Raw genomic sequence first — 18,924 nt, 5'->3', positions numbered from 1 at the left:
TTTACCGTCCCCACCCGCGTCACTAGAGTGACTGACAGAGGCCCCGGCGAGTCACGCTTTCGCACCGAGGCCAACTCATCAACGATTCCCGCAGGAGAATGCCATGACCATTGAGCAGAATCTGGCCGAACTGGGCTTCACGCTACCCGAACCGCCGCAACCGCTCGGCAGCTACACGGCCGTCAGCGAGGCCGGTAACCTGTTGTTCATTTCCGGGCAATTGCCGCTCGTCGATGGCGAGCTGGTCTATACGGGGCGCGTCGGCGAACAACGGAGCATCGATGACGGTCGGCGTGCGGCGCAGCTCGCGGCGCTGAACGTGCTTGCGCAGATCGGAAAGCACCTCGGCGGGTTCGATCGCCTGCATCATGTCGTGCGTGTCGAGGGGCACGTCGCGTCGGCGGATGGTTTCCACGGTCAGCCGGCCGTGATCGACGGCGCTTCCGACTTGTTCGCCAAGGTGCTGGGCAGCAAGGCCGGGCACGCGCGCTCGGCCTTTTCCCATCGCCAGTTGCCGGCGGACGCGACGGTGATTCTGGTCGTGATCGCCGAAATTCATCCGGCATGACCGAGTTGCGCAGGCCGGGGGCAGCCGCGATCGTGACGGCGACCTGCCCTGCCATCGCCGAAACCTCCAATCCAAGTCGTCTTTTGAATTTTGAATATGGGGCATTGATCGTCGCCGAGCCTTGTACGGCAAGGTTCGGCACGATCCTGATACATTGAAGTACAAAATATCGCATGCGATTTAATCGAACGCGCTTGACTCGGTATGTCATCTCGACCAAACTGCATCGCATGCGATCGAATCGCATCAGACAAAACCTTCCTACCTGACGGAGTGAACGATGAGCAAGATCGAAAAAGTACTGTACACGGGCAAGACCCATACGACTTCCGGCGGCCGCGACGGCACGGCTCGCAGTTCCGACGGTCGCCTCGACATCCAGCTGTCGTCGCCCGGCAGCGCCGGTACCGGCACGAATCCGGAACAATTGTTCGCGGCCGGCTGGTCGGCCTGCTTCATCGGCGCGATGCAACTCGCGGCGCGCGCGGCGAAGGTCACGCTGCCGGCCGATCTCGCTGTCGATGCCGAGGTGGACCTGGGTACGGGCAACAACGCGTACTTCCTGCAGGCTCGCCTGAACGTGAGCGTGCCGGGGATCGATCGTGACATCGTGCAGCACATCGTCGACACCGCACACCAGACCTGCCCGTATTCGAAAGCGACGCGCGGCAACATCGACGTCGAGATCCGCGTCGTCTGAGCAATGCGCCGGGCGGTCTCGTGCTGCCTTCCCAACGTTCCGCCATTTTCTTGTCGAGGTGAATGATGAAAACCAAATTGATTGCCGCTCTTCTCGTTGCCGTGTCCGCTGCCGTTTCCGTGCCGGCCTTTGCCGGGGAAGCCGTCGTGACGCGTGCACAAGTGCGTGCCGAACTCGTCCAGTTGCAGCAGGCCGGCTATGTGCCGGGACGCGCGAACGATCCGCATTACCCGGACGACCTGCAAGCAGCGCTGACGCGTATCCACGCGAACGACATCGTCGCAGCCGACACGGCGGCGTCCGGTTATGGCGCCGACGCCGCAGCCGCCACGCAATCGGGGAGCCGTCATGTCGCACGCATCGTCGAGCGCTCGGTCTACTTCGGCCATTGAACGAAGTCGCAATCGACGCCGGTTTCCGGCGTGCGCCGTTCACATTCCGATCACTTTTTTCCATCGAGGTAAATGATGAAGACCCAACTGATTGCAGCCTTGCTTGTCGCCGTGTCGGCTTCCGTTGCCGTACCGGCCTTCGCGACCGAAAGCACGGTGACGCGTGCGCAAGTGCGTGCGGAGCTGGCCGCGCTTCAACAGGCCGGCTACCTGCCGAATCGCCCGAATGATCCCAACTATCCGGACAACCTGCAGGCAGCACTGAAGCGAGTTCGCGACAACGCCGCGACGGCGGCCGACACCCAAGCAGCGGGTTACGGCAGCAACGCTGACGGTGCGACGCAATTCGGCAGTCGCATCGCGATGCGCACCGCCGAGCGCTCGATCTATTTCGGTCATTGAGCGTCGCGGCGAAATCGGCAACGTCATCCGTCAAATAAGGCGCATGCGATGTAATCGCATGCGCCTTATTGTTTGCTGCAACGTGTCCTGCTGATCGCGTCTATGCTGTGCGACGGGCGGTCTTCAATCAAGGAGCGGGCGATGCGGGAAAGAACGACGGAGCAGGAAGAAAGCGGATCGCATCCGCTCGATAATGCCGTATGGCATGCACTCGCCGGCGAGCAGCAGCGCTTCGCCCTCGGCGACGCGCGTGCGCGCCGGTTTGCTCCGGCGCTCGCGCCGTTTGCCGGGATGGCCGACCGCAGCCCGGCCGCTTTCGACGCGTTGCACGGCCTGATCGGCGCGCATGGACCCGCGGCACTCGTCACGCCGGACGAGATCCCGACGCCAACGGGTTTTTCCGTGATCCGGCGTGCGACGCTGTATCAGATGATCTGGCGAGGAACGCTCGACGGAGTGCATCCCTTGGATGCATATCAGGCTCACCGAAGCCGATGTGCCGGAGATGCTCGAACTGATCGCGGCGACGGAACCGGGACCGTTCGGCCCGCGCACGGTCGAATTCGGCGGCTATATCGGTGTTCGCCGGCAAGGCCGGCTCGTGGCAATGGCCGGTCAGCGGTTGAGGGTCGACGATCATGCGGAGATCAGCGCCGTGTGCGTGGATCCGGCTTTCCGGGGTCAAGGCCTCGCGGCCGGACTGATCCGGTCGTTGGTCGCGACCATTCGCGCGCGGGCGGAAACACCGTTCCTGCATGTGCTCACGTCGAATCACGGCGCGATTGAGCGCTATCGCGCACTCGGCTTCGTGACGCGCCGCGACATGCATTTGCTGGTGCTGGGGCGCGAGGAAACCGGGGCGGGCCAACCATAAAGACCGGTTGCGGCGATGCGGCGGTCCTGACTGCGGGAAACGTACTGAAATTGCGGAGGACGCCGGCGGCAATCGCATCGCCGGCTCGACATCGAGCCGGCGTTTATTCGTCTATTCGTCGATCGAATCGATCAGGTTGCGGCGCAGCGTGACGATGGCCTTCTGCATCTTCGCGAATTCGTCGGGTTTCAGCCCGGTGGCTTCGATCAGGTTCATGTCGAGCCCCTTCTCGCGCACCCGGCGGCCGCTTTTCGTCAGGCTCACGAGCACCTGGCGCTCGTCGGACGGATCGCGGTGCCGCTCCAGATAGCCCATCGCCTCGAGCTTCTTCAGGATTGGCGTCAGTGTGTTCGATTCGAGGAACAACTTTTCGCCGAGTTGCCCGACCGTCTGATTACCCTCCTCCCACAGCGCGATGATCGTGATGTATTGCGTGTACGTGAGGCCGAGCTCTTCGAGGATCGGTTTGTACGCCTTGCCGAACGCAAGATTCGTCGAGTAGATCGCAAAACACAGGAACTCGGACAGCTTCGGTGTAGCGGGCGATTGTGCTTCGGTCGGTTTCATGAGCGTCCTCCAGCGACAGTGGTTCGTGTCGCAGATGAACGCATTATATGTCGCGTGCGATCTTATCGGAAGCATGATTATCGCTTCCGATCAACACGATGCGACACCAGGGCGCCTGCCCCGGCTCAATCTCGCTCGCCGTCGTTTCGACCTCGCCGGTCGCCGGTCCGTTGGCGGCTGATCGTCAGCAGCGAACACTGCACCGGGTGCGCGATTTCGGTCGCCAAGCCGCCTGCGGCGAAGAGCAGGATCATCAGCCAGCGCATCAAGCATCCTCCACGACGGAAAGGCTTGCGCCGTCGGCGACGGTCGCATCGAGTGCATACGGATCGACGCCGTCGAGGCAGCCGAGATTGACGCGCCAGCACGCAGGATCCTTGCGCGTCTGGTGGAACGGATAGACGCCGCAGCGGCTGCAGAAATAGTGACGGGCCGTGTGCGTGTTGAAGCGGTACAACGTCAGCGCGCCCTCGCCTTCGACGATCTTCAGGTCGGCTGCGGGGAACATCGGGCTCATCAGCGCGCCGCGCCGACGGCACAGGCTGCAGTTGCAGCGGGCCGCCGGCTCGATCGCAGTCCGGACTTCGAATTTCACGGCACCGCAATGGCAGGATCCGTTGAACCATGTAGCAGACATGTCGTGCTCCTCAAGTAGTCATGTCCGCTTTATAACGGCCCGTCGCCGACGCGTTGTATCACGCTGTATCTACGCCGCACGCGGATACAGAACGTTGCAATTTTGTACCCGGCCATGCGCATTGCGGCGCATTTGCCAAGTGCCGCTGCGCCGTATGCGGCCCGGAAATCAGTCCAGCGCGTGCTGCAAATGGGCGATGGCCGCCCGCGTTTCGCGTTCGAGCGTCGCGAACAGTTCGGCTGCCGGCATCGACCGGGCGAGCGGCGCCGCCTGCCCGGCCCATTGCGCGCCGTAGCCAAACTCGCCGTTCGCCTTCGCGGCCGCATGCAGTGCCTTGCCCGCGTCGTATGCGATCGGATAGGCCGGCGTGGCCGGTGCGTGCGGATCGTCGCCGAGCGCGGTCAGCCGGTTCGCGATGCCGCGCGCGATCCGTCCGGAGATCGCGGTCGTAAAGGTCGTGCGGCGCGCCGCGTCGCCGAGGAGCGCGCGGCGATAACCATCGTCGATCGACGTCTCCGGGCACGCGACGAAGGCGGTGCCGAGCTGCGCGGCCTGCGCGCCGAGCGCGAGTGCGGCGGCGATGCCGTCGCCGTCCATGATGCCGCCCGCGGCGATCACCGGCAGCGCGCATTCGCGCACCAGCAGGCGAGTCAGCGCGAACGTACCGAGCCGGTCATCATGCGCCGTCGAGTCGAATACGCCACGGTGCCCGCCGGCTTCGATGCCCTGCGCAACGATCGCGTCGATGCCGGCCGCGGCGATCTGCCGGCCTTCGTCGGGATTCGTCGCGGACGCGAACAGCGTGACGCCCGCGCGCTTCAGCACGGCGATGGCCTCATCGGACGGCAACCCGAAATGAAAGCTGACGACCGCCGGCTTTTCTTCGATCAGCATCGTGAGCATCGCGTCGTCGGCGACGAAACTCGTGTAGATCTCCGACAACGACGCCGGCGGCGTCGCGCCCTGTTCGCGGAACGCGGGCGCGAGCCAGTCGAGCCACGCGCGTTCGACGGCTGCGTCTGCGCGGGCCGGCTGGTGGCAGAACAGATTGACGTTGAACGGCCGGTCGGTGAGCGCGCGCGTGTCGCGAATCATCTTGCGCGCGCCGTCGGCGTTCGTCGCGCCGACGCCCAGCGAGCCGAGCCCGCCCGCATTCGACACGGCGGCCGCCAGCGCGGGCGTGCTGACGCCGGCCATCGGCGCCTGGATGATCGGGGTGCGGATGCCGAGCGTGCGCAACAGCGTTCGGTTGTCGGGCGAGGGAATCATGTCGAGCGTCTCCTGTAGGCAGCGTGAACGCAAACGGGAAGCGTGCGGCGGGTGGCACGTGGGATGTGCCGGCGCGCCGCGTTTCAAAAATTCAGCGCTCAGGATAGCGGACCGGGACAACGCATCCAAGTCTGCCGAACGGCATATGCCCCGACGAGCCGCTTCGTGAAATACTGCGGCCACGCGTGCCTCCCGAACCCACGATGAATGAAATGCCCGCCATGCCCCTGTTCCTTTGCCCGATCTTGCGTTTCGCGTCGATGTGCGTCGCGGCGTTGCTGGTTGCCGGGGCGGCGACGGCCTCCTCGGCCGCCACCCACTTGCCACGCGGGTCGCCCGTGCGCACGCCGCAACGCATCCTGTTCGTCGGCGACAGTCTCACGCACGGCCGTTACGCGCCCGTGCGCTCGTACGGCGCGATGCGCTCCGGCAGCAAGGACGACGGCGGCACCGCGCGGGTCGTGGACGAAAACTTCGGGCAGACCGGGGCTCGCGCCGAACGCGAGCCGGGCCCGTGGGGCGGGATTCCGGGCATCTTCGCGTGCTTCGCCGCCGAAGCCGGACTCGACTACGAGGTCCATCTGGAAGCGATATCGGCGACGAGTCTCGCGCAGCATGGCCGTGTCGCATCGGACGTGATCGATCGGCCCACGTGGGATGTGGTGGTCCTGCAGGAACTGAGCGCGAAGCCGCTGCCGTTTACGCTCACGCACAGCCGCGCCAGCGATCCGGCAGGCTTCCGTGCGAGCGTCGCGAAGCTCGCGCGCGGCATTCGTGCGGCGGCGCCGCAAGCGCGTGTCTATCTGTATGAAACCTGGCCGCGTGCCGATCTCGCGAAAGCGCTGGCGGGCGAGTCGGACAGCGCCGGTTTTTACGCGCGCTACTTCGATCGCCTTACCGAACTCGTCGCCGCATATCGCGATGCATACGAAGGCGCGCGCCGCACCGATCCGTCGATCGCCGCTGTCGTGCCGGTCGGCCGCGCGTGGCAGCACGCGTGGACGGCCGGCGTTGCCGATCCCGACCCGTATGCGCCGTCCGGCGCGCCGCTGCTGTGGTACGGCATGCGCGCGCAGAACGACCCGCCGATCTCGCGGCCCGATTATCTGCATCCGGGCGTGCTGGGCGCTTACCTGAGCGCGCTGGTGCTGTTTCAACAGATCGCCGGCGTCGACGTACGTACGTTCGGCCCGGGCGAGCAAGCGGCCGCGCAACTCGGCATCGCGCCGGACATGGCAGCAAGGCTGCAGGCAGTTGCGTCGGATACGGTCCGCCAGGAACGCGCGGACGCCGCCCCTGCCCCCAATGTCGATGCCGGGCAGACGGTGACAGCCGGATGCACTGACCCGCGCGCGTCGCAATGAGCGGCAATGCGGCGCGCCACGTCGAGCAGCGGTAGTCGCACGACGAATGCGCAGGCCTGAGCTTGCCGCTCCGTTGCATAGCGCCGGCCGGCCCTCCCGATGCCGCTCCGTACGGCATCGCAGACGGCCGAACGCACGCAGCGCCACCCATGGTTTTCCCTGCCCTCGCATTCCCGCAGCAGCCAGACCGTCATCCCGGGCCCGCCCTGCGGGCGTTCCGCAGCCTTTCTGCGCAGGAAAGGATGCTTGAAGCATCCGCAATTATCGCGCCTCGCGAATTCGCCGACCATGTGTCGGACGATCGGCGCACCCCATGCAGCCGGCCTTTCGCGGGCCTGGCGGGCACGCGCGCCGCGTCGCGCGACCGGACCCGCAGGGCCGGCCGCGAACGGCCGGGCATCGCGCCACGGCAACTCGATAATCAGGAGACACGATGAACAGCCAATCCCTCGACCTCGGCGGCACCGCGGGCGGACCCTCGCCCGCCGTACCGTCCGCAGCCCGGGCCGCCGCCGCCGCGACGGCCCTGCCCGTGCGCGGCATCACGCTCGGCGAATTCATGGACGACCTGCCGGTCGGTGCGCTGCACCGGTTCGTCGTCTGGGTGATCGGCATCGGGCTGTTCTTCGACATGTACGAGATCTTCCTCGTCAGCACGATCGGTTCCGCGCTGCAGAACGAATACGGGCTGAGCCGGCAAAGCGCCGATTTCAAGCTGCTGCTGGCATCGGCATTCATCGGGATGTTCGTCGGCGCAATGTGCCTCGGCAGCCTCGCCGACCGGATCGGCCGGCGCAAGGCGTTCTTGCTGACGCTCGTCTGGTACAGCGCGTTTTCGCTGATCGGCGCGTTTTCGGTAAATGCCGACATGCTGGTCGCATGCCGGTTCCTGACGGGCATCGGCGTCGGCGCGATCTACCCGGTCGCCGACAGCTTCCTGTCGGAAATCCTGCCGAAAGACAAACGCGGACGGCTCGCTGCGTGGGCCTATACGACTTCGTACGTCGCGGTGCCGCTGGTCGGTTTCCTCGCGCTGTGGCTCAATCCGCTGCATGTCGCGGGTGTGGCCGGCTGGCGCATCATCCTCGCGATTGGCAGCCTCGGCGCCGTGTACGTGCTGCTGGTCCGGCACCGGCTGCCGGAAAGCCCGCGCTGGCTGCTCGCGCAGGGCCGCATCGCGGATGCGCATGCCGCGGCGCGCCGCTTCGCCGACAGCGCGGGCGTGCGCATGCCCGAGCAGTTCGCTGCATCGGCCGAACCACGGCGGCCGCTGAGCCTCGGCGAGCGCATCGCGCTGCTGCGCCGCCGGCCTTACGGCGCGCGTTACCTGATGCTCGCGGTGTTTCACCTGTTTCAGGGCTTCGGCTATTACGGCTTCGGCACCCTCGCCGGCACGGTCGTCAAGAGCCGCGGGTTCGATGTGACGGACAGCACGCTGTTCATTGCACTGTCGTTCATCGGCTATCCGATCGGCTCGCTGCTGTCGATCCCGCTGTTGAACTGGATCGAGCGGCGCACGCTCGTGATCGGGTCAATCCTGTCGATTGCCGCGTTCGGGCTATGCTTCGCGTATTCGGGCAATACGGTGTTGATCGTCTGCTTTGGTTTCCTGACGACCTGCGCATCGAACGTGTTCAGCAACGCGTATCACGTGTACCAGGCGGAGATTTTTCCCGCACGGGTGCGCTCGACCGCGATCGGCAGCACGTACGCGCTGTCGCGCATCGTCAGCGGCGCGCTGCCGTTCGTGCTGCTGCCGGTGCTGGCCGCGCATGGCGCCGGCGCGATGTTCGGCGTGATCTCGGCCGCGCTCGGCATCGTTGCCATCACGCTGCGCGTGTTCGGGCCGTTGACCACCCGGCGCAGCCAGGACGACATCAACCCGGTATGACGCGGCGACCGGCACGGGGTATGCGAATGCGTGCCCCGCGCCCGCGCATCGCGCGAGGTGCGCTGTCGAGCGGGTGTCAGCGTGCCGACATGAAATCGAACAGCTTCGCGATGTCGGTGGTCAGCACGGTGCCGGCCTTCACGCCGACCCACAACGTGCGTGTCGCCCACGCGTCGTCGAGCTTCACGACCCCGAGCCGGGCCGCGCGCTCGCCCGTCACTGCATCGCGCGGCAGTACGCCGATCCCGAGCCCGGCCTCGATCATCCGGCTCACGCCGTCGAAATTCGACACCTGAATGCGCAGCTTCAGCGAACGCTCGGCCGCGAACGCAGCGTCGGTCATCCGCGCGAGCAGCGAACTGCCATCGCTCAGGCCGACGTAGTCTTCATCGAGCGTATCCGCGAAGCGGATGCTGTCGCGCGCGGCGAAGCGATGCGCACGCGGCACGAGCAGCACGAGTTCGTCGCGCCGGTACAGGCGGCGTTCGATGCCGGGCGCGGGCACGTTGTCGGCGAACACGCCGAGATCGGCCTTGCCGGACACGAGCGCGTCGACGATCTCGTGGCTCAGCCGCTCCTCGAGACTGACCTTGATGCCCGGGTGGTCGGTGAGAAACGCGGCGAGATCGGCCGGCAGGAACTGGACAATGGCCGACGTATTGGTCCATACGTGAATGTGGCCGCGCACGCCCGCGACGTAGTCGCTCATCTCGTGCGCCATCCGGTTGACCTGCTCGATCACCTTCGCCGCATGGTCGAGCAGCGCACGGCCCGCCGGCGTCAGCTCGACGCCGCGCGCATGCCGGACGAACAGCGCGCTGCCGGTCGTGCTTTCGAGTTCGGCGATCCGCTTGCTGACCGCGGACAACGTGAGCCGGCCGTATTCGGCCGCCTTGGTCAAGCTGCCGTGCTCGGCGACGAGCGCGAATACACGCAGCGACTGCAGATCGAAATGAAGCGGATTCACCATGATGAAGGTCCTGGGGAGCGCCGTGCGGCGGTCGCGAACGGCGCCAGGCCGGCCTGATGGCGATCATACGCCCGGCCGCGCGCGGCGCGAACTCAAGCAAGACGCAGCAATGCGGCGCGGTCAGCGCGGCGCGATCGCCTGCAACGCGGCGAGCATCGCGCTCTCCGGTTTCGCGAGGTCGTCGAGCACCGTGAAGTGCTGCATGCCGGACAGCCATGCGCGTGCGATTCGTTCGCCGGCCGCTTCGCATGCGTCCGCGTATTCGTGCGCGTGGCGCACGAGCTCCGGCAGCTCGGCCGCGCCAACCGCGACGACGGTCGGTGCGCCGGGCCCGATGTGATACAGCGGGCTGTATGCGGCGATTTCCTGCGCGGTAAGCTTCAGCTTGTCGTCGAGCACGCAAAGCGAGATCGGTTCGAGATCGACGAGCGGACTGATCGCGAGCGCCGACACGACGGCCGGATGCGCGCGATGCACGGCCGTCAGGTGACCGCCGGCCGAGTGACCGCTCAGGTGGATCGGTCGTCCGGCGGTGCCGATGCCGTCGGGGTCGGCCGCGAGATGGTCGAGCAACGCGCCGATCTCGCCGACGATCTCGGTCATCGACGCCGTCGGTGCGAGCGTGTATTCGGCAAGCACGACGTCGAAGCCGTGCGCGAGCGGCCCGGCGGCCGCGTACGCGAAATCTTCTTTCGCGCAGTGTTGCCAGTAGCCGCCGTGAATGAACACGAACAGCGGCGCGTCGGGCTGGCCGCACCGCAACCAGTCGAAACGCTGCGCCGCCCGGGCACCGTAACGCAGGTCGCGCTGCCCGGGCGTCGCATCGTAGAGCGCCGCGCTGCGTGCCTGGCAGGACGCGAGCACTGCCGGGAAATCGGGAATGGCCTTCGTGTTCAGGTAGGCGGCGTCGAGCGCCGCGCGGTTCATGCCGCGATAGAGGATCGTCATTCGGGAAGCGCCTGGTCGGATTGCGGATGCGCGGGACGTTCGCGGTGCCCGCGGCGAAGGCGCCGGACGGGCCGGCGCCGGTGCACCATTATGCGCAGGGCAACCGGGGCCGGCTATCCGGAATCGGCGGCGGGCGGCGCTCGCCTGTCCGCTTTCGGCAGAGGACCGTCGAGCAGCGCGCATCGTGCCGGCGCATGCGCGAATACGCGCAATGGCGCGACGAACCGGCATGCCGAAGCCACACGGCGGTCGCCCGGTGCAACCGGACGTCAGTCAGATCAGTTCGGATATCTCGATCAGGTTCAGGTCCGGGTCGCGCACGTACACCGACCGGATCTTCTGCGTCGCGCCGGTGCGTTCGACCGGTCCTTCGATGATCGGCCAGTCGACGCGGTGCAGATGCGCGATCACGTCGTCGAGCGGCGCCGACGCGATGAAGCACAGGTCGAGCGCGCCGGGCACCGGCACGTGCGCTTTCGGCTCGAACTCCGCGCCGCGCACGTGCAGATTGATCTTCTGGTTGCCGAAGCGGAACGCGAGGCGGCCCGCGCCGAAGGTTTCGAGCTGCATCTGCAACACTTCCGTGTAGAAGTGCTTCGTCCGCTCCGGATCGACGCAGGTCAGCACGAGATGGTCGAGTTGGTCGATCAGCGCCATGTGGTTCGCTCCTGGTTTCATGCGTTCATGAGAAAGCCCGTTGAGCAGGCATGTCGCCGGCGTCGGCGCGCGGCGGCGGATGAAGGTCCGAGCGGCGTCCGGCCTTCAGGATCTGGCTCGGCACGTCATGCCCGATCAGCGCAGGCAGCCGCGCGGCCGCGGCGAGCACGGCCGCGAGGTCGATGCCCGTATCGTAGCCGTCGAGCGCGAGCATGTGGACCAATTCCTCGGTGCACGCATTGCCGGTCGCGCCCGGCGCGTACGGACAACCGCCGAGCCCGCCGAGCGACGCGTCGAAGCGGTCGATGCCGGCGTCGAGCGCGGCGAGCGTGTTGGCGAGCGCCATGCCGCGCGTGTTGTGAAAGTGCAGCGTGAGCTGCAGCGCGCCGAAGCGTTCGCGGGCGCGTTCGGCCAGCTCGCGCACCTGCGACGGGTACGCCATCCCGGTCGTGTCGCACAGCGTGAAGCCGTGCACGCCGAGATCCGCGAAGCGCTGCATCCACGCGAGCACGGTCCGCGCGCACACGTCGCCTTCCATCGGGCAGCCCATCGCGGTCGAAAGCGACACGTTGACCGCGACGCCCGTGCCGCGCACCGCATCGATCACATCGCGCAACTGCGCGAACGACTGTTCGCGGGTCATCCGCAGGTTCGCGCGGTTGTGGGTCTCGCTCATCGACATCACGAGGTTCACCTCGTCGACGCCGCACGACAGCGCGCGCTCCGCGCCGCGCACGTTCGGCACGAGCACCGTATAGACGACGCCCGGCGTGCGCACGATGCCGTGCATCACGGCCTCGGCGTCGCGCAGCGCCGGGATCGCCCTCGGCGACGTGAACGACGTGACCTCGATCTTCGCGTAGCCGCACGCGCTCAACGCGTCGACGAGCGCGATCTTGTCGTCGGTGTCGACGAACGCCGCTTCGTTCTGGAAACCGTCGCGTGTCGCGACTTCGTGGATGTAGAGTCGGTGGGGTTTGCTCATGTCGTCGTCCCGATGGTTGGCCGGTTCAGATCACGCCGCGCGAGCGCCAGTCGTCGCGCGTCGCGGCATCGATGCCGATCGATTCGAGTATCGCGTCGGTCTCGGCGCCGAGCGCGGGGGCCGGACGCTCGATGCGTCCCGGCGTCGCGCCGAGCTTCGGCACGATGCCTGGCACGAGCACGGGCGTGCCGTCGGGCAGCGCGGCGTCGACGATCATGTCGCGCGCGCGGTAATGCGGATCGGCCGCGATGTCGGCGACGTCGTAGATGCGCCCGGACGGGATGCGCGCATCGTTCAGCGCGGCGAGCACGTCGTCGAGATCGTGCCGCGCGCTCCATTCGCCGATCGCCGCGTCGATGCGCGCGACCTGCGCGACGCGTCCGTCGTTGTGCGCGAGCGCCGGATCGTGGCCGAGATCGGGGCGCCCGATCAGCTCCATCAGCCGCCGGAAGATGCTGTCGCCATTGCCGGCGATCAGCGCGTACTTGCCGTCGCGACAGCGGTATGCGTTGGTTGGCGCGATGCCGGGCAGGCTGCTGCCGGCCGCCTCGCGCACCGCGCCGAACGCCGAGTATTCGGGCAGCAGGCTTTCCGTCATGTTGAACACCGATTCGTACAGCGCGACGTCGACGACCTGTCCTTGACCGCCCTGCTGCTCGCGATGGCGCAGCGCGAGCAGGACGCCGATCACGCCGTGCAGCGCCGACAGCGAATCGCCGAGCGACACGCCGACACGCACCGGCGTGCGCCCTGGCTCGCCGGTCAGGTGGCGAAGGCCGCCCATCGCCTCGGCGATCACGCCGAAGCCGGGACGGTCGCGATACGGGCCGGTCTGACCGAAGCCCGATACGCGCAGCATCACGAGCCGCGGGTTGATCGCGGACAGCGTCTCCCAGCCGAGCCCCCAGCCTTCGAGCGTGCCGGGCCGGAAGTTCTCGATCAGCACGTCGGTCTCGGCGACGAGGCGGCGCACGACGTCCTGCCCTTCCGGCGTGCGCAGGTCGAGCGTGAGCGAGGTCTTGTTGCGCGACTGCGCGGCCCACCAGACCGACGTGCCGTCGTGCAGCAGTCGCCATTTGCGCAGCGGGTCGCCGACGCCGGGCGGCTCCACCTTGATCACGTCCGCGCCGAATTCGGCGAGCATCCGGCCCGCGAACGGCCCGGCGATCAGTTGGCCGAGTTCCAGCACGCGAATGCCGTCCAGAGGGCGCGTCATGACTGTCTCCGATGAAATCACGTTGTCGATGACGGCGATCATGACGGCGTTCGCATTCGGCGAAAATCGATCGATGATCAAGCAGCCTTTCCTGAACGGAAAGGCATGCGTGGGTAGCGAGTCGGAAGCCGATCGCCCGTCGCACGCGGGATCACGTCGACTTTCCAGGCGGGAAAGCGCGCTCGCGCAATGCGCAAGCCCGATCGCGCGCGCCGTCGGCAGAATCGTTGCCGTTGCGCGCCCGCCGGGCGCCCGTCAGCGAGACCCGCCATGTTTTCCAGCTCCTCCCCCGCGAAGATTGTGTTTCTCGACCGCGCGACGCTGTCGCCGCAGACCGTTCTGAAGCCGTTCCCGTTTCCGCACGCACTCCGGACCTTCGAACGGACGGCCGCGCACGAAGTCGCCGCGCGTATCGCCGACGCGGATGTCGTCGTGACCAACAAGGTTCGGCTCGACGCGGCGGCGCTCGGCGCGGCGCCGCGTTTGAAAATGATCGCGATCGCCGCGACGGGTACCGACATCGTCGATCTCGATGCGTGTGCCGCACGCGGCATCGTCGTCACCCACGTTCGCGGATATGCGGTGCGCACGGTGCCCGAGCACACGTTCGCGCTGATCTTCGCGCTGCGGCGCAGCCTCGTCGCGTATCGTGACGCGGTGCGCGCGGGACGCTGGCTCGAAAGCGGACAGTTCTGCTTCTTCGATCATCCGATCCGCGATCTGGCCGGCGCGACGCTCGGGATCGTCGGCGAAGGCGTGCTCGGCCGTGCGGTGGCCGCCATCGCGCGCGCGCTCGGCATGCGCGTGCTGTTCGCCACGCACGGCGATGCGCAGGGCGGCGACCATGTGCCGCTCGACACGCTGCTGCACGAAAGCGACGTGATCACGCTGCACTGCCCGCTCATGCCCGCGACGCGCAACCTGATCGACGCGGGCGCGTTCGCGCGGATGGCGCGCCGGCCGTTGCTGATCAATACCGCGCGCGGCGGACTCGTGGATGAACACGCGCTCGTCGACGCGTTGCAGTCTGGGCAGATTTCGGGCGCGGGCTTCGACGTGGTCACGCAGGAGCCGCTGCCGGCCGCGCATCCATTCCAGGCGATCCTTTCGCATCCGGCGTTCATCCTGACGCCGCATGTCGCGTGGGCGAGCGACGAGGCGATGCAGGCACTGGCCGACCAGCTTGTCGACAACGTGGCTGCGTTCGTCGGCGGCGAGCCACGGCACGTCGTGACGGTGGGTTGAGCGTGGCGCAACGCTAGCGAGCGGCAGGCGGGTGCGGCGTCGGCAGCGACGCACCGGTGCGCGGGACGTGAAGACGCGACGACGCGTTGCGGCCAGGATGCCGCAGCGGAATCGGAGAATCGGGGAAGCGGGGTTCAGGCGATGCGCAACCGGCACCGGTATGCGCGGGTGCGCGATGCGCGCCGCCGGCGCGTGTCGGCCATCGGCCGCGCGCCGGCGGGAATCAGGCGGGATGTGTCAGCGGAAGGCGACGCTCAGTAAGCGGACATCTCGACGCAAGGATCGACCTTGGACGGCGAGCAGATGACCGAATACTTCGCGCTTTCGCGCATCAGCGCTTCGCCTTCGTGCAGCGCGATCTTGATCTCGGGGTGACGCTCGTACGCGAGGAATGCGGAGCAGAAGACCGCGGACATCACGACCAGGGAAAACACAAATTTTTCGAGGGACTGGAAACGTTCGGGCATGGTTCGACCTTTCTTCTAGGTCGCCATTATAACTGCGAATAAGGGTTTTCCCTATATATCAGCCTGTATACCGAGGATGGCTTCGATCGATGGCGGGCAATGTTTGCACCCTTTTCCCTCGTTACGCAGGTTCAAGCGCCGGACCAGACGGGGTAACGGTTGCGTTCAACGGCAGGCAGGCGCATCGCCGAAACCCGTCGCCCGACGCGTCACTGCGGCGCCGATGCACCGCTGGCCGCATTGCCGGGCCACGCCTTGCCGATCTTGTCGATGAGCGACTTGGCGGCGCCCGTCGCGATGGCGGCGTCGACGCCCGAGGTCTGCCACGAACCGTCGGCGGCCTGCACGAAGGTCAGGTTCGCGCGCGACGGCGCGTAATCGCTGTTGCGCCAAGTGACCACGACGTCGCAGGTGTAGGTCCGTTCGCCGATTTTCCTGCAGTCGCCGTCCGGTTTCGCGGAGATCACGTCGGCCGACACGGGCAGCGGCTGGCCGAACAGCGCGTTCAGGCCGCCGTGGTTTTCCGCTTCGAGCGCGCGGCGCACCGCGGCATCGACGTCGCTTGATCCGGGGCCGTCGTGGAGCAGGTGGCAGGCGGCAAGCAGCGTGGCGGCACAGCCGAGCGTCAGCAGCGTTTGAAGCTTCATGGATATCCGTGAATCGGGTGAACGTCGGATGGCGACGGCGGTGCAAGCGAGCGCATCGCCGATGCCTTACGCCGCGTAGTCTGCAACGTCCGCGCTTCGCACGCGGTATCCATTTGTAACCAATTGCGCGGGCGGTCGGCACGGCAGCGAATATTCCGCTGCCGCGCCGCTTTCATGCGCGCCTACTGCCGCTCCTGCTTCACGCGACTCACGAGCTGCGTCGGGCTCACGAACTGCAGCGCGATCACGACCCACACGAGCGTGATGGCCATGTAGATCATCGCCATCGCGTCGATCGACTGCGGTGCGCGCACGCCGGTCGAGAATACCGCGTAATACAGCGCGACGACGAGCGTCTGCGTGCTCGGGCCCGCGGTGAAGAAGGTCAGCTCGAACATCCCGATCGTGCGCACCAGCACGAGCAGCCCTGCCGCGAGCATGCCGGGGACCAGCAGCGGCAGCAGCACGTGGCGGAAATAGCGCCACGTGTTCGCGCCGAAGATGCGTGCGGCGGCTTCGAGGTTCGGATCGATCTGCTCGATGAACGGCGTCATCACGAGGATCACGAACGGCAGCGCCGGCACGAGATTCGCGAGGATCACGCCGGGCAGCGTGCCGGCGAGCCCGACCTTGTACATCACGGTCGCCATCGGGATTCCGTACGTGACGGGCGGCACCATCAGCGGCAGCAGGAACACCAGCAGCGCGAAGCGCTTGCCGCGGAACTGCACGCGCGCGAGCGCGTAGGCGGCCGGCACGCCGAGCGCGACCGACAGCAGCACGACCGAGCCGACCACTTCGACGGTCACCCACAGCACGCTGGCGAGCTGGAAATCCTCCCACGCCTTCGCATACCAGTGCAGCGTGAAGCCCTGCGGCAGCGGCGTGCCGAACCAGCGCGTCGCGACCGAGTTCACGGCGACGGTCGCGATCAGCAGCATCACGTTCAGCAGGAAGAACGCCATCAGCCCCCACACGAGCGCCTTCCACGCGCGGCCGGCGAGGCTGTCGCGCAGCTTCCGCGGCTTCATCGCGTTGACGGGCTGCGCGCCGGGCGGACTGCGCTTCGGCGGCCACGCGGGCGCGGCATGATTGTCGGTCGCCATCAGCCCTTGCCTCCCGTGACCGGACCGGTATAGAAGAAGCGGCGTGCCCCGAGCATCGACGCGACCACCAGCAGCTGCACGAACCCCATCACGATCGCGATCGCCGATGCGAGCGAATAGTCGTAGCTCTCGAACGCGGCTTCGGCGGCCGCGATCGAGATCACGCGTGTCGGCCCGGCCGGGGCGCCGAGCAGCACGGCCGACGGGAATACCGAGAACGCCTGCACGAACGACAGGCACGCCGCCATCGTGAGCCCCGGCACGAGCAACGGCAGGTAGATCCGCCGGAACTGTTGCCACGGGTTCGCGCCGAGCGTCGCCGCGGCGCGCGCGAGCGTCGGATCGATACCGCTGATGTACGACAGCATCAGCAGGAACGCGAACGGAAAGCCCGACACGATCAGCGACAGCAGCACGCCCCAGTAATTGTGGGTAAGGCGGACTTCGTCCGTGTACAGATGCAGCCCCTGCAACGCCTGCGGAAACCAGCCGTTCGGGCCGAAATACGTGAGCATCCCGTCGGCGACGAGCACCGTGCCGAGCGTGACGGGAATCACGAGCAGCGTCGTGACGAACTTCTGGTACGGCGAGCTGCGGCGCAGCGCGAACGCGACGGGCACCGAGATGCCGACGTTGATCAGCGTCGCCGGCACCGCGAGCTTCAGCGTGACGAGCACGGTTGGCCACATCGCGGTGTCGGTGAAGAACTGCACGTAGTTCGCGAGCGCGCCGCCGCCGTTCATCGGCTGGAACGACAGCACGATGCCGTACGCGAACGGATAGATGAACAGCGCGACGATGAACGCGAGCGCCGGCGTGACGAGCCATGCCTTCGCGTCGCGCGGCGCGCCGCCGGTCGCGAATGTGCTCATGCGGCCTCCGGGCGGCGCGCTGCCGCGCACGCGGCGCAGCGGCCATTCATTGCGCGTCTCCCGCATAGACGAGCGTGCGCGCGGCCGCCACGCGCAGCCGCAACCGCTCGCCCTCCGCGAATTCGCCGGCAACCCGCGCCCAGACCGGTCCGAACGGCGTGATCGCGCGGATGAGCGAGTCGCGTCCGCCGTATTCGACCGTTTCGACGGTCGCGTCGAATGCGTTGTCGGCCCCTTCTTCCGCCCGCTCAATGTCGTCGGGGCGCAGCGCGACCACGACGTCCTTGCCGTCGAAACCGGCCATCGGAACACCCGTGACGCGCACGCCGGCCGCGGTGACGTTCACGTAGTCGCCGGCCATCCCTTCGAGCGTGAACGGCAGCACGTTGCGATAGCCCATGAAGCGCGCGACGTGCAGGTTGTGCGGGCGCGTATACACGTCTTTCGGCGACGCTACCTGCTGCACGACGCCCTCCTTCATCACGACGATCCGGTCGGCCATCGACAGCGCCTCGTCCTGGTCGTGCGTCACGTAGATCGTCGCGCGCTCGAGCTGCGTGTGGATGCGGCGGATCTCGGCGCGCATCTCGATGCGCAGCTTCGTGTCGAGGTTCGAAAGAGGCTCATCCATCAGCACGAGCGGCGGTTCGATGACGATCGCGCGCGCGATCGCGACGCGCTGCTGCTGCCCGCCCGACAACTGCCCGGGCAGCTTGCCCTCGTGGCCGACGAGTTGCACCAGTTCGAGCGCCTGCTGCGCGCGCCGCCGCGTTTCCTGCTTCGGCACGCCGCGCATCTTCAGCCCGAAGCCGACGTTCTCGAGCACCGACATGTGCGGAAACAGCGCGTAGTTCTGGAACACCATGCCGAAGCCGCGACGCTCGGGAGGCAGCACGTCGATGCGCGTGTCGTCGAGCCAGATGCCGCCGCTCGTGAGCGGTTGCAGCCCGGCGATGCAGTTCAGCGCGGTCGACTTGCCGCAGCCCGACGGGCCGAGCAGCGCGATGAACTCGCCGCGCCGGATGTCGAGATCGAGTCCGTTCAGTGCGGCGACCTGCGCGCCCTCCGCATTGGTGAAGCTGCGGCATACGCCGTCGAGCCGCAGCCGTTCGAAACTGTGGTTCATTACGCAAACTCCGTCAGCGCG

22 protein-coding genes and 1 pseudogene are annotated in these 18,924 nt (G+C 67.1%); 9 read left to right on the top strand and 14 right to left on the bottom strand.

From position 1 onward, the window contains the following. Positions 1-103 precede the first annotated feature (103 nt). The 6 genes and pseudogenes from WI26_RS08160 to WI26_RS08140 all read left to right on the top strand — a co-directional run bounded on the left by WI26_RS08160 (position 104) and on the right by WI26_RS08140 (position 2,936). Positions 104-568 (top strand): RidA family protein, encoded by a 465-nt coding sequence (locus WI26_RS08160; RefSeq protein ID WP_069225702.1) that lies wholly within the window; start codon positions 104-106, stop codon positions 566-568. Then, positions 565-726, top strand: a complete 162-nt coding sequence (locus WI26_RS32175) for a hypothetical protein (RefSeq protein ID WP_155768748.1) — start codon at positions 565-567, stop codon at positions 724-726. The genes WI26_RS08160 and WI26_RS32175 overlap by 4 nt, the downstream gene beginning before the upstream one ends. A 122-nt stretch (positions 727-848) precedes the next feature. Beyond that, positions 849-1,268: an organic hydroperoxide resistance protein gene (locus WI26_RS08155; protein ID WP_069225701.1), complete on the top strand. Its 420-nt coding sequence runs from the start codon at positions 849-851 to the stop codon at positions 1,266-1,268. A 65-nt stretch (positions 1,269-1,333) separates the two neighbouring features. Continuing rightward, positions 1,334-1,660 carry a DUF4148 domain-containing protein gene (locus tag WI26_RS08150; protein ID WP_069226381.1) on the top strand — a complete coding sequence of 109 codons (327 nt, stop codon included), beginning with the start codon at positions 1,334-1,336 and terminating at the stop codon, positions 1,658-1,660. A gap of 72 nt (positions 1,661-1,732) precedes the next feature. After that, positions 1,733-2,062, top strand: a complete 330-nt coding sequence (locus WI26_RS08145; RefSeq protein ID WP_069225700.1) for a DUF4148 domain-containing protein — start codon at positions 1,733-1,735, stop codon at positions 2,060-2,062. A 141-nt stretch (positions 2,063-2,203) separates the two neighbouring features. Beyond that, positions 2,204-2,936 (top strand): annotated as a pseudogene (locus WI26_RS08140) (GNAT family N-acetyltransferase). 111 nt (positions 2,937-3,047) lie between these two features. Here WI26_RS08140 and WI26_RS08135 read toward each other — a convergent pair. The 4 genes from WI26_RS08135 to WI26_RS08125 all read right to left on the bottom strand — a co-directional run bounded on the left by WI26_RS08135 (position 3,048) and on the right by WI26_RS08125 (position 5,409). After that, positions 3,048-3,503, bottom strand: coding sequence for a MarR family winged helix-turn-helix transcriptional regulator (locus WI26_RS08135; RefSeq protein WP_069225699.1), 456 nt, complete (start codon positions 3,501-3,503; stop codon positions 3,048-3,050). 125 nt (positions 3,504-3,628) lie between these two features. Further along, the gene (locus tag WI26_RS32670) at positions 3,629-3,769 is read right to left on the bottom strand and encodes a hypothetical protein (RefSeq protein ID WP_167359225.1); all 141 of its coding nucleotides are present in this window, start codon (positions 3,767-3,769) and stop codon (positions 3,629-3,631) included. Beyond that, positions 3,769-4,140 carry a GFA family protein gene (locus tag WI26_RS08130; protein ID WP_069225698.1) on the bottom strand — a complete coding sequence of 124 codons (372 nt, stop codon included), beginning with the start codon at positions 4,138-4,140 and terminating at the stop codon, positions 3,769-3,771. The genes WI26_RS32670 and WI26_RS08130 overlap by 1 nt, the downstream gene beginning before the upstream one ends. A 168-nt stretch (positions 4,141-4,308) precedes the next feature. Then, complete coding sequence (locus WI26_RS08125; protein WP_069225697.1) at positions 4,309-5,409, bottom strand: NAD(P)H-dependent flavin oxidoreductase; 1,101 nt, start codon at positions 5,407-5,409, stop codon at positions 4,309-4,311. A gap of 221 nt (positions 5,410-5,630) precedes the next feature. Here WI26_RS08125 and WI26_RS08120 point away from each other — a divergent pair, with 221 nt between their 5' ends. Both WI26_RS08120 and WI26_RS08115 read left to right on the top strand, forming a co-directional pair. Further along, the gene (locus WI26_RS08120) at positions 5,631-6,773 is read left to right on the top strand and encodes a hypothetical protein (RefSeq protein WP_236849276.1); all 1,143 of its coding nucleotides are present in this window, start codon (positions 5,631-5,633) and stop codon (positions 6,771-6,773) included. A 433-nt stretch (positions 6,774-7,206) separates the two neighbouring features. Continuing rightward, positions 7,207-8,664, top strand: a complete 1,458-nt coding sequence (locus tag WI26_RS08115) for an MFS transporter (RefSeq protein WP_069225695.1) — start codon at positions 7,207-7,209, stop codon at positions 8,662-8,664. Positions 8,665-8,740: 76 nt separating this feature from the next. Here WI26_RS08115 and WI26_RS08110 read toward each other — a convergent pair whose 3' ends face one another. From WI26_RS08110 to WI26_RS08090, 5 genes are all read right to left on the bottom strand, one after another. Further along, the gene (locus WI26_RS08110) at positions 8,741-9,634 is read right to left on the bottom strand and encodes a LysR family transcriptional regulator (protein ID WP_069225694.1); all 894 of its coding nucleotides are present in this window, start codon (positions 9,632-9,634) and stop codon (positions 8,741-8,743) included. A 120-nt stretch (positions 9,635-9,754) separates the two neighbouring features. After that, positions 9,755-10,582: an alpha/beta hydrolase gene (locus WI26_RS08105; protein WP_059594792.1), complete on the bottom strand. Its 828-nt coding sequence runs from the start codon at positions 10,580-10,582 to the stop codon at positions 9,755-9,757. Between the two features lie 273 nt (positions 10,583-10,855). Then, the gene (locus WI26_RS08100; RefSeq protein ID WP_069225693.1) at positions 10,856-11,239 is read right to left on the bottom strand and encodes a VOC family protein; all 384 of its coding nucleotides are present in this window, start codon (positions 11,237-11,239) and stop codon (positions 10,856-10,858) included. 25 nt (positions 11,240-11,264) lie between these two features. Next, a complete protein-coding gene (locus WI26_RS08095) occupies positions 11,265-12,224 on the bottom strand; it encodes a hydroxymethylglutaryl-CoA lyase (RefSeq protein ID WP_069225692.1) in 960 nt (319 codons plus the stop codon). Positions 12,225-12,249: 25 nt separating this feature from the next. Beyond that, a complete protein-coding gene (locus WI26_RS08090; RefSeq protein WP_069226380.1) occupies positions 12,250-13,440 on the bottom strand; it encodes a CaiB/BaiF CoA transferase family protein in 1,191 nt (396 codons plus the stop codon). A gap of 270 nt (positions 13,441-13,710) precedes the next feature. Between WI26_RS08090 and WI26_RS08085 the strand changes: the two genes are divergently transcribed. Continuing rightward, a complete protein-coding gene (locus WI26_RS08085; protein WP_069225691.1) occupies positions 13,711-14,685 on the top strand; it encodes a D-2-hydroxyacid dehydrogenase in 975 nt (324 codons plus the stop codon). Between the two features lie 254 nt (positions 14,686-14,939). Here WI26_RS08085 and WI26_RS08080 read toward each other — a convergent pair whose 3' ends face one another. The 5 genes from WI26_RS08080 to WI26_RS08060 form a co-directional block, all read right to left on the bottom strand. Beyond that, positions 14,940-15,152 carry a hypothetical protein gene (locus WI26_RS08080; protein ID WP_059467484.1) on the bottom strand — a complete coding sequence of 71 codons (213 nt, stop codon included), beginning with the start codon at positions 15,150-15,152 and terminating at the stop codon, positions 14,940-14,942. Between the two features lie 209 nt (positions 15,153-15,361). Next, the gene (locus WI26_RS08075) at positions 15,362-15,799 is read right to left on the bottom strand and encodes a hypothetical protein (RefSeq protein WP_059510710.1); all 438 of its coding nucleotides are present in this window, start codon (positions 15,797-15,799) and stop codon (positions 15,362-15,364) included. A gap of 182 nt (positions 15,800-15,981) precedes the next feature. After that, complete coding sequence (locus WI26_RS08070; protein ID WP_069225690.1) at positions 15,982-16,905, bottom strand: ABC transporter permease; 924 nt, start codon at positions 16,903-16,905, stop codon at positions 15,982-15,984. Beyond that, entirely contained in the window at positions 16,905-17,777 is an 873-nt protein-coding gene (locus WI26_RS08065) for an ABC transporter permease (protein ID WP_069226379.1), read from the bottom strand. Before WI26_RS08065 ends, WI26_RS08070 begins: the two co-directional genes overlap by 1 nt. Before the next feature lie 46 nt (positions 17,778-17,823). Then, on the bottom strand, positions 17,824-18,903 hold the full coding sequence (locus WI26_RS08060; RefSeq protein WP_069225689.1) for an ABC transporter ATP-binding protein: 1,080 nt from the start codon (positions 18,901-18,903) through the stop codon (positions 17,824-17,826). Positions 18,904-18,924 lie beyond the last annotated feature (21 nt).

Origin of the sequence: Burkholderia diffusa (assembly GCF_001718315.1) — a bacterium.
In the GTDB taxonomy this organism is placed as follows: Bacteria; Pseudomonadota; Gammaproteobacteria; order Burkholderiales; family Burkholderiaceae; genus Burkholderia; species Burkholderia diffusa_B.
Note: the sequence above shows the minus strand (reverse complement) of the source record. Positions and strands in the feature narration are given on the sequence as shown.

Excerpts from the sequence above, each read along its gene's own strand:
- WI26_RS08160 (WP_069225702.1), top strand. The coding sequence starts at position 104 with ATGACCATTGAGCAGAATCTGGCCGAACTGGGCTTCACGCTACCCGAA.
- WI26_RS32175 (WP_155768748.1), top strand. The coding sequence starts at position 565 with ATGACCGAGTTGCGCAGGCCGGGGGCAGCCGCGATCGTGACGGCGACC.
- WI26_RS08155 (WP_069225701.1), top strand. The coding sequence starts at position 849 with ATGAGCAAGATCGAAAAAGTACTGTACACGGGCAAGACCCATACGACT.
- WI26_RS08150 (WP_069226381.1), top strand. The coding sequence starts at position 1,334 with ATGAAAACCAAATTGATTGCCGCTCTTCTCGTTGCCGTGTCCGCTGCC.
- WI26_RS08145 (WP_069225700.1), top strand. The coding sequence starts at position 1,733 with ATGATGAAGACCCAACTGATTGCAGCCTTGCTTGTCGCCGTGTCGGCT.
- WI26_RS08135 (WP_069225699.1), bottom strand. The coding sequence starts at position 3,503 with ATGAAACCGACCGAAGCACAATCGCCCGCTACACCGAAGCTGTCCGAG.
- WI26_RS32670 (WP_167359225.1), bottom strand. The coding sequence starts at position 3,769 with ATGCGCTGGCTGATGATCCTGCTCTTCGCCGCAGGCGGCTTGGCGACC.
- WI26_RS08130 (WP_069225698.1), bottom strand. The coding sequence starts at position 4,140 with ATGTCTGCTACATGGTTCAACGGATCCTGCCATTGCGGTGCCGTGAAA.
- WI26_RS08125 (WP_069225697.1), bottom strand. The coding sequence starts at position 5,409 with ATGATTCCCTCGCCCGACAACCGAACGCTGTTGCGCACGCTCGGCATC.
- WI26_RS08120 (WP_236849276.1), top strand. The coding sequence starts at position 5,631 with ATGCCCCTGTTCCTTTGCCCGATCTTGCGTTTCGCGTCGATGTGCGTC.
- WI26_RS08115 (WP_069225695.1), top strand. The coding sequence starts at position 7,207 with ATGAACAGCCAATCCCTCGACCTCGGCGGCACCGCGGGCGGACCCTCG.
- WI26_RS08110 (WP_069225694.1), bottom strand. The coding sequence starts at position 9,634 with ATGGTGAATCCGCTTCATTTCGATCTGCAGTCGCTGCGTGTATTCGCG.
- WI26_RS08105 (WP_059594792.1), bottom strand. The coding sequence starts at position 10,582 with ATGACGATCCTCTATCGCGGCATGAACCGCGCGGCGCTCGACGCCGCC.
- WI26_RS08100 (WP_069225693.1), bottom strand. The coding sequence starts at position 11,239 with ATGGCGCTGATCGACCAACTCGACCATCTCGTGCTGACCTGCGTCGAT.
- WI26_RS08095 (WP_069225692.1), bottom strand. The coding sequence starts at position 12,224 with ATGAGCAAACCCCACCGACTCTACATCCACGAAGTCGCGACACGCGAC.
- WI26_RS08090 (WP_069226380.1), bottom strand. The coding sequence starts at position 13,440 with ATGACGCGCCCTCTGGACGGCATTCGCGTGCTGGAACTCGGCCAACTG.
- WI26_RS08085 (WP_069225691.1), top strand. The coding sequence starts at position 13,711 with ATGTTTTCCAGCTCCTCCCCCGCGAAGATTGTGTTTCTCGACCGCGCG.
- WI26_RS08080 (WP_059467484.1), bottom strand. The coding sequence starts at position 15,152 with ATGCCCGAACGTTTCCAGTCCCTCGAAAAATTTGTGTTTTCCCTGGTC.
- WI26_RS08075 (WP_059510710.1), bottom strand. The coding sequence starts at position 15,799 with ATGAAGCTTCAAACGCTGCTGACGCTCGGCTGTGCCGCCACGCTGCTT.
- WI26_RS08070 (WP_069225690.1), bottom strand. The coding sequence starts at position 16,905 with ATGGCGACCGACAATCATGCCGCGCCCGCGTGGCCGCCGAAGCGCAGT.
- WI26_RS08065 (WP_069226379.1), bottom strand. The coding sequence starts at position 17,777 with ATGAGCACATTCGCGACCGGCGGCGCGCCGCGCGACGCGAAGGCATGG.
- WI26_RS08060 (WP_069225689.1), bottom strand. The coding sequence starts at position 18,903 with ATGAACCACAGTTTCGAACGGCTGCGGCTCGACGGCGTATGCCGCAGC.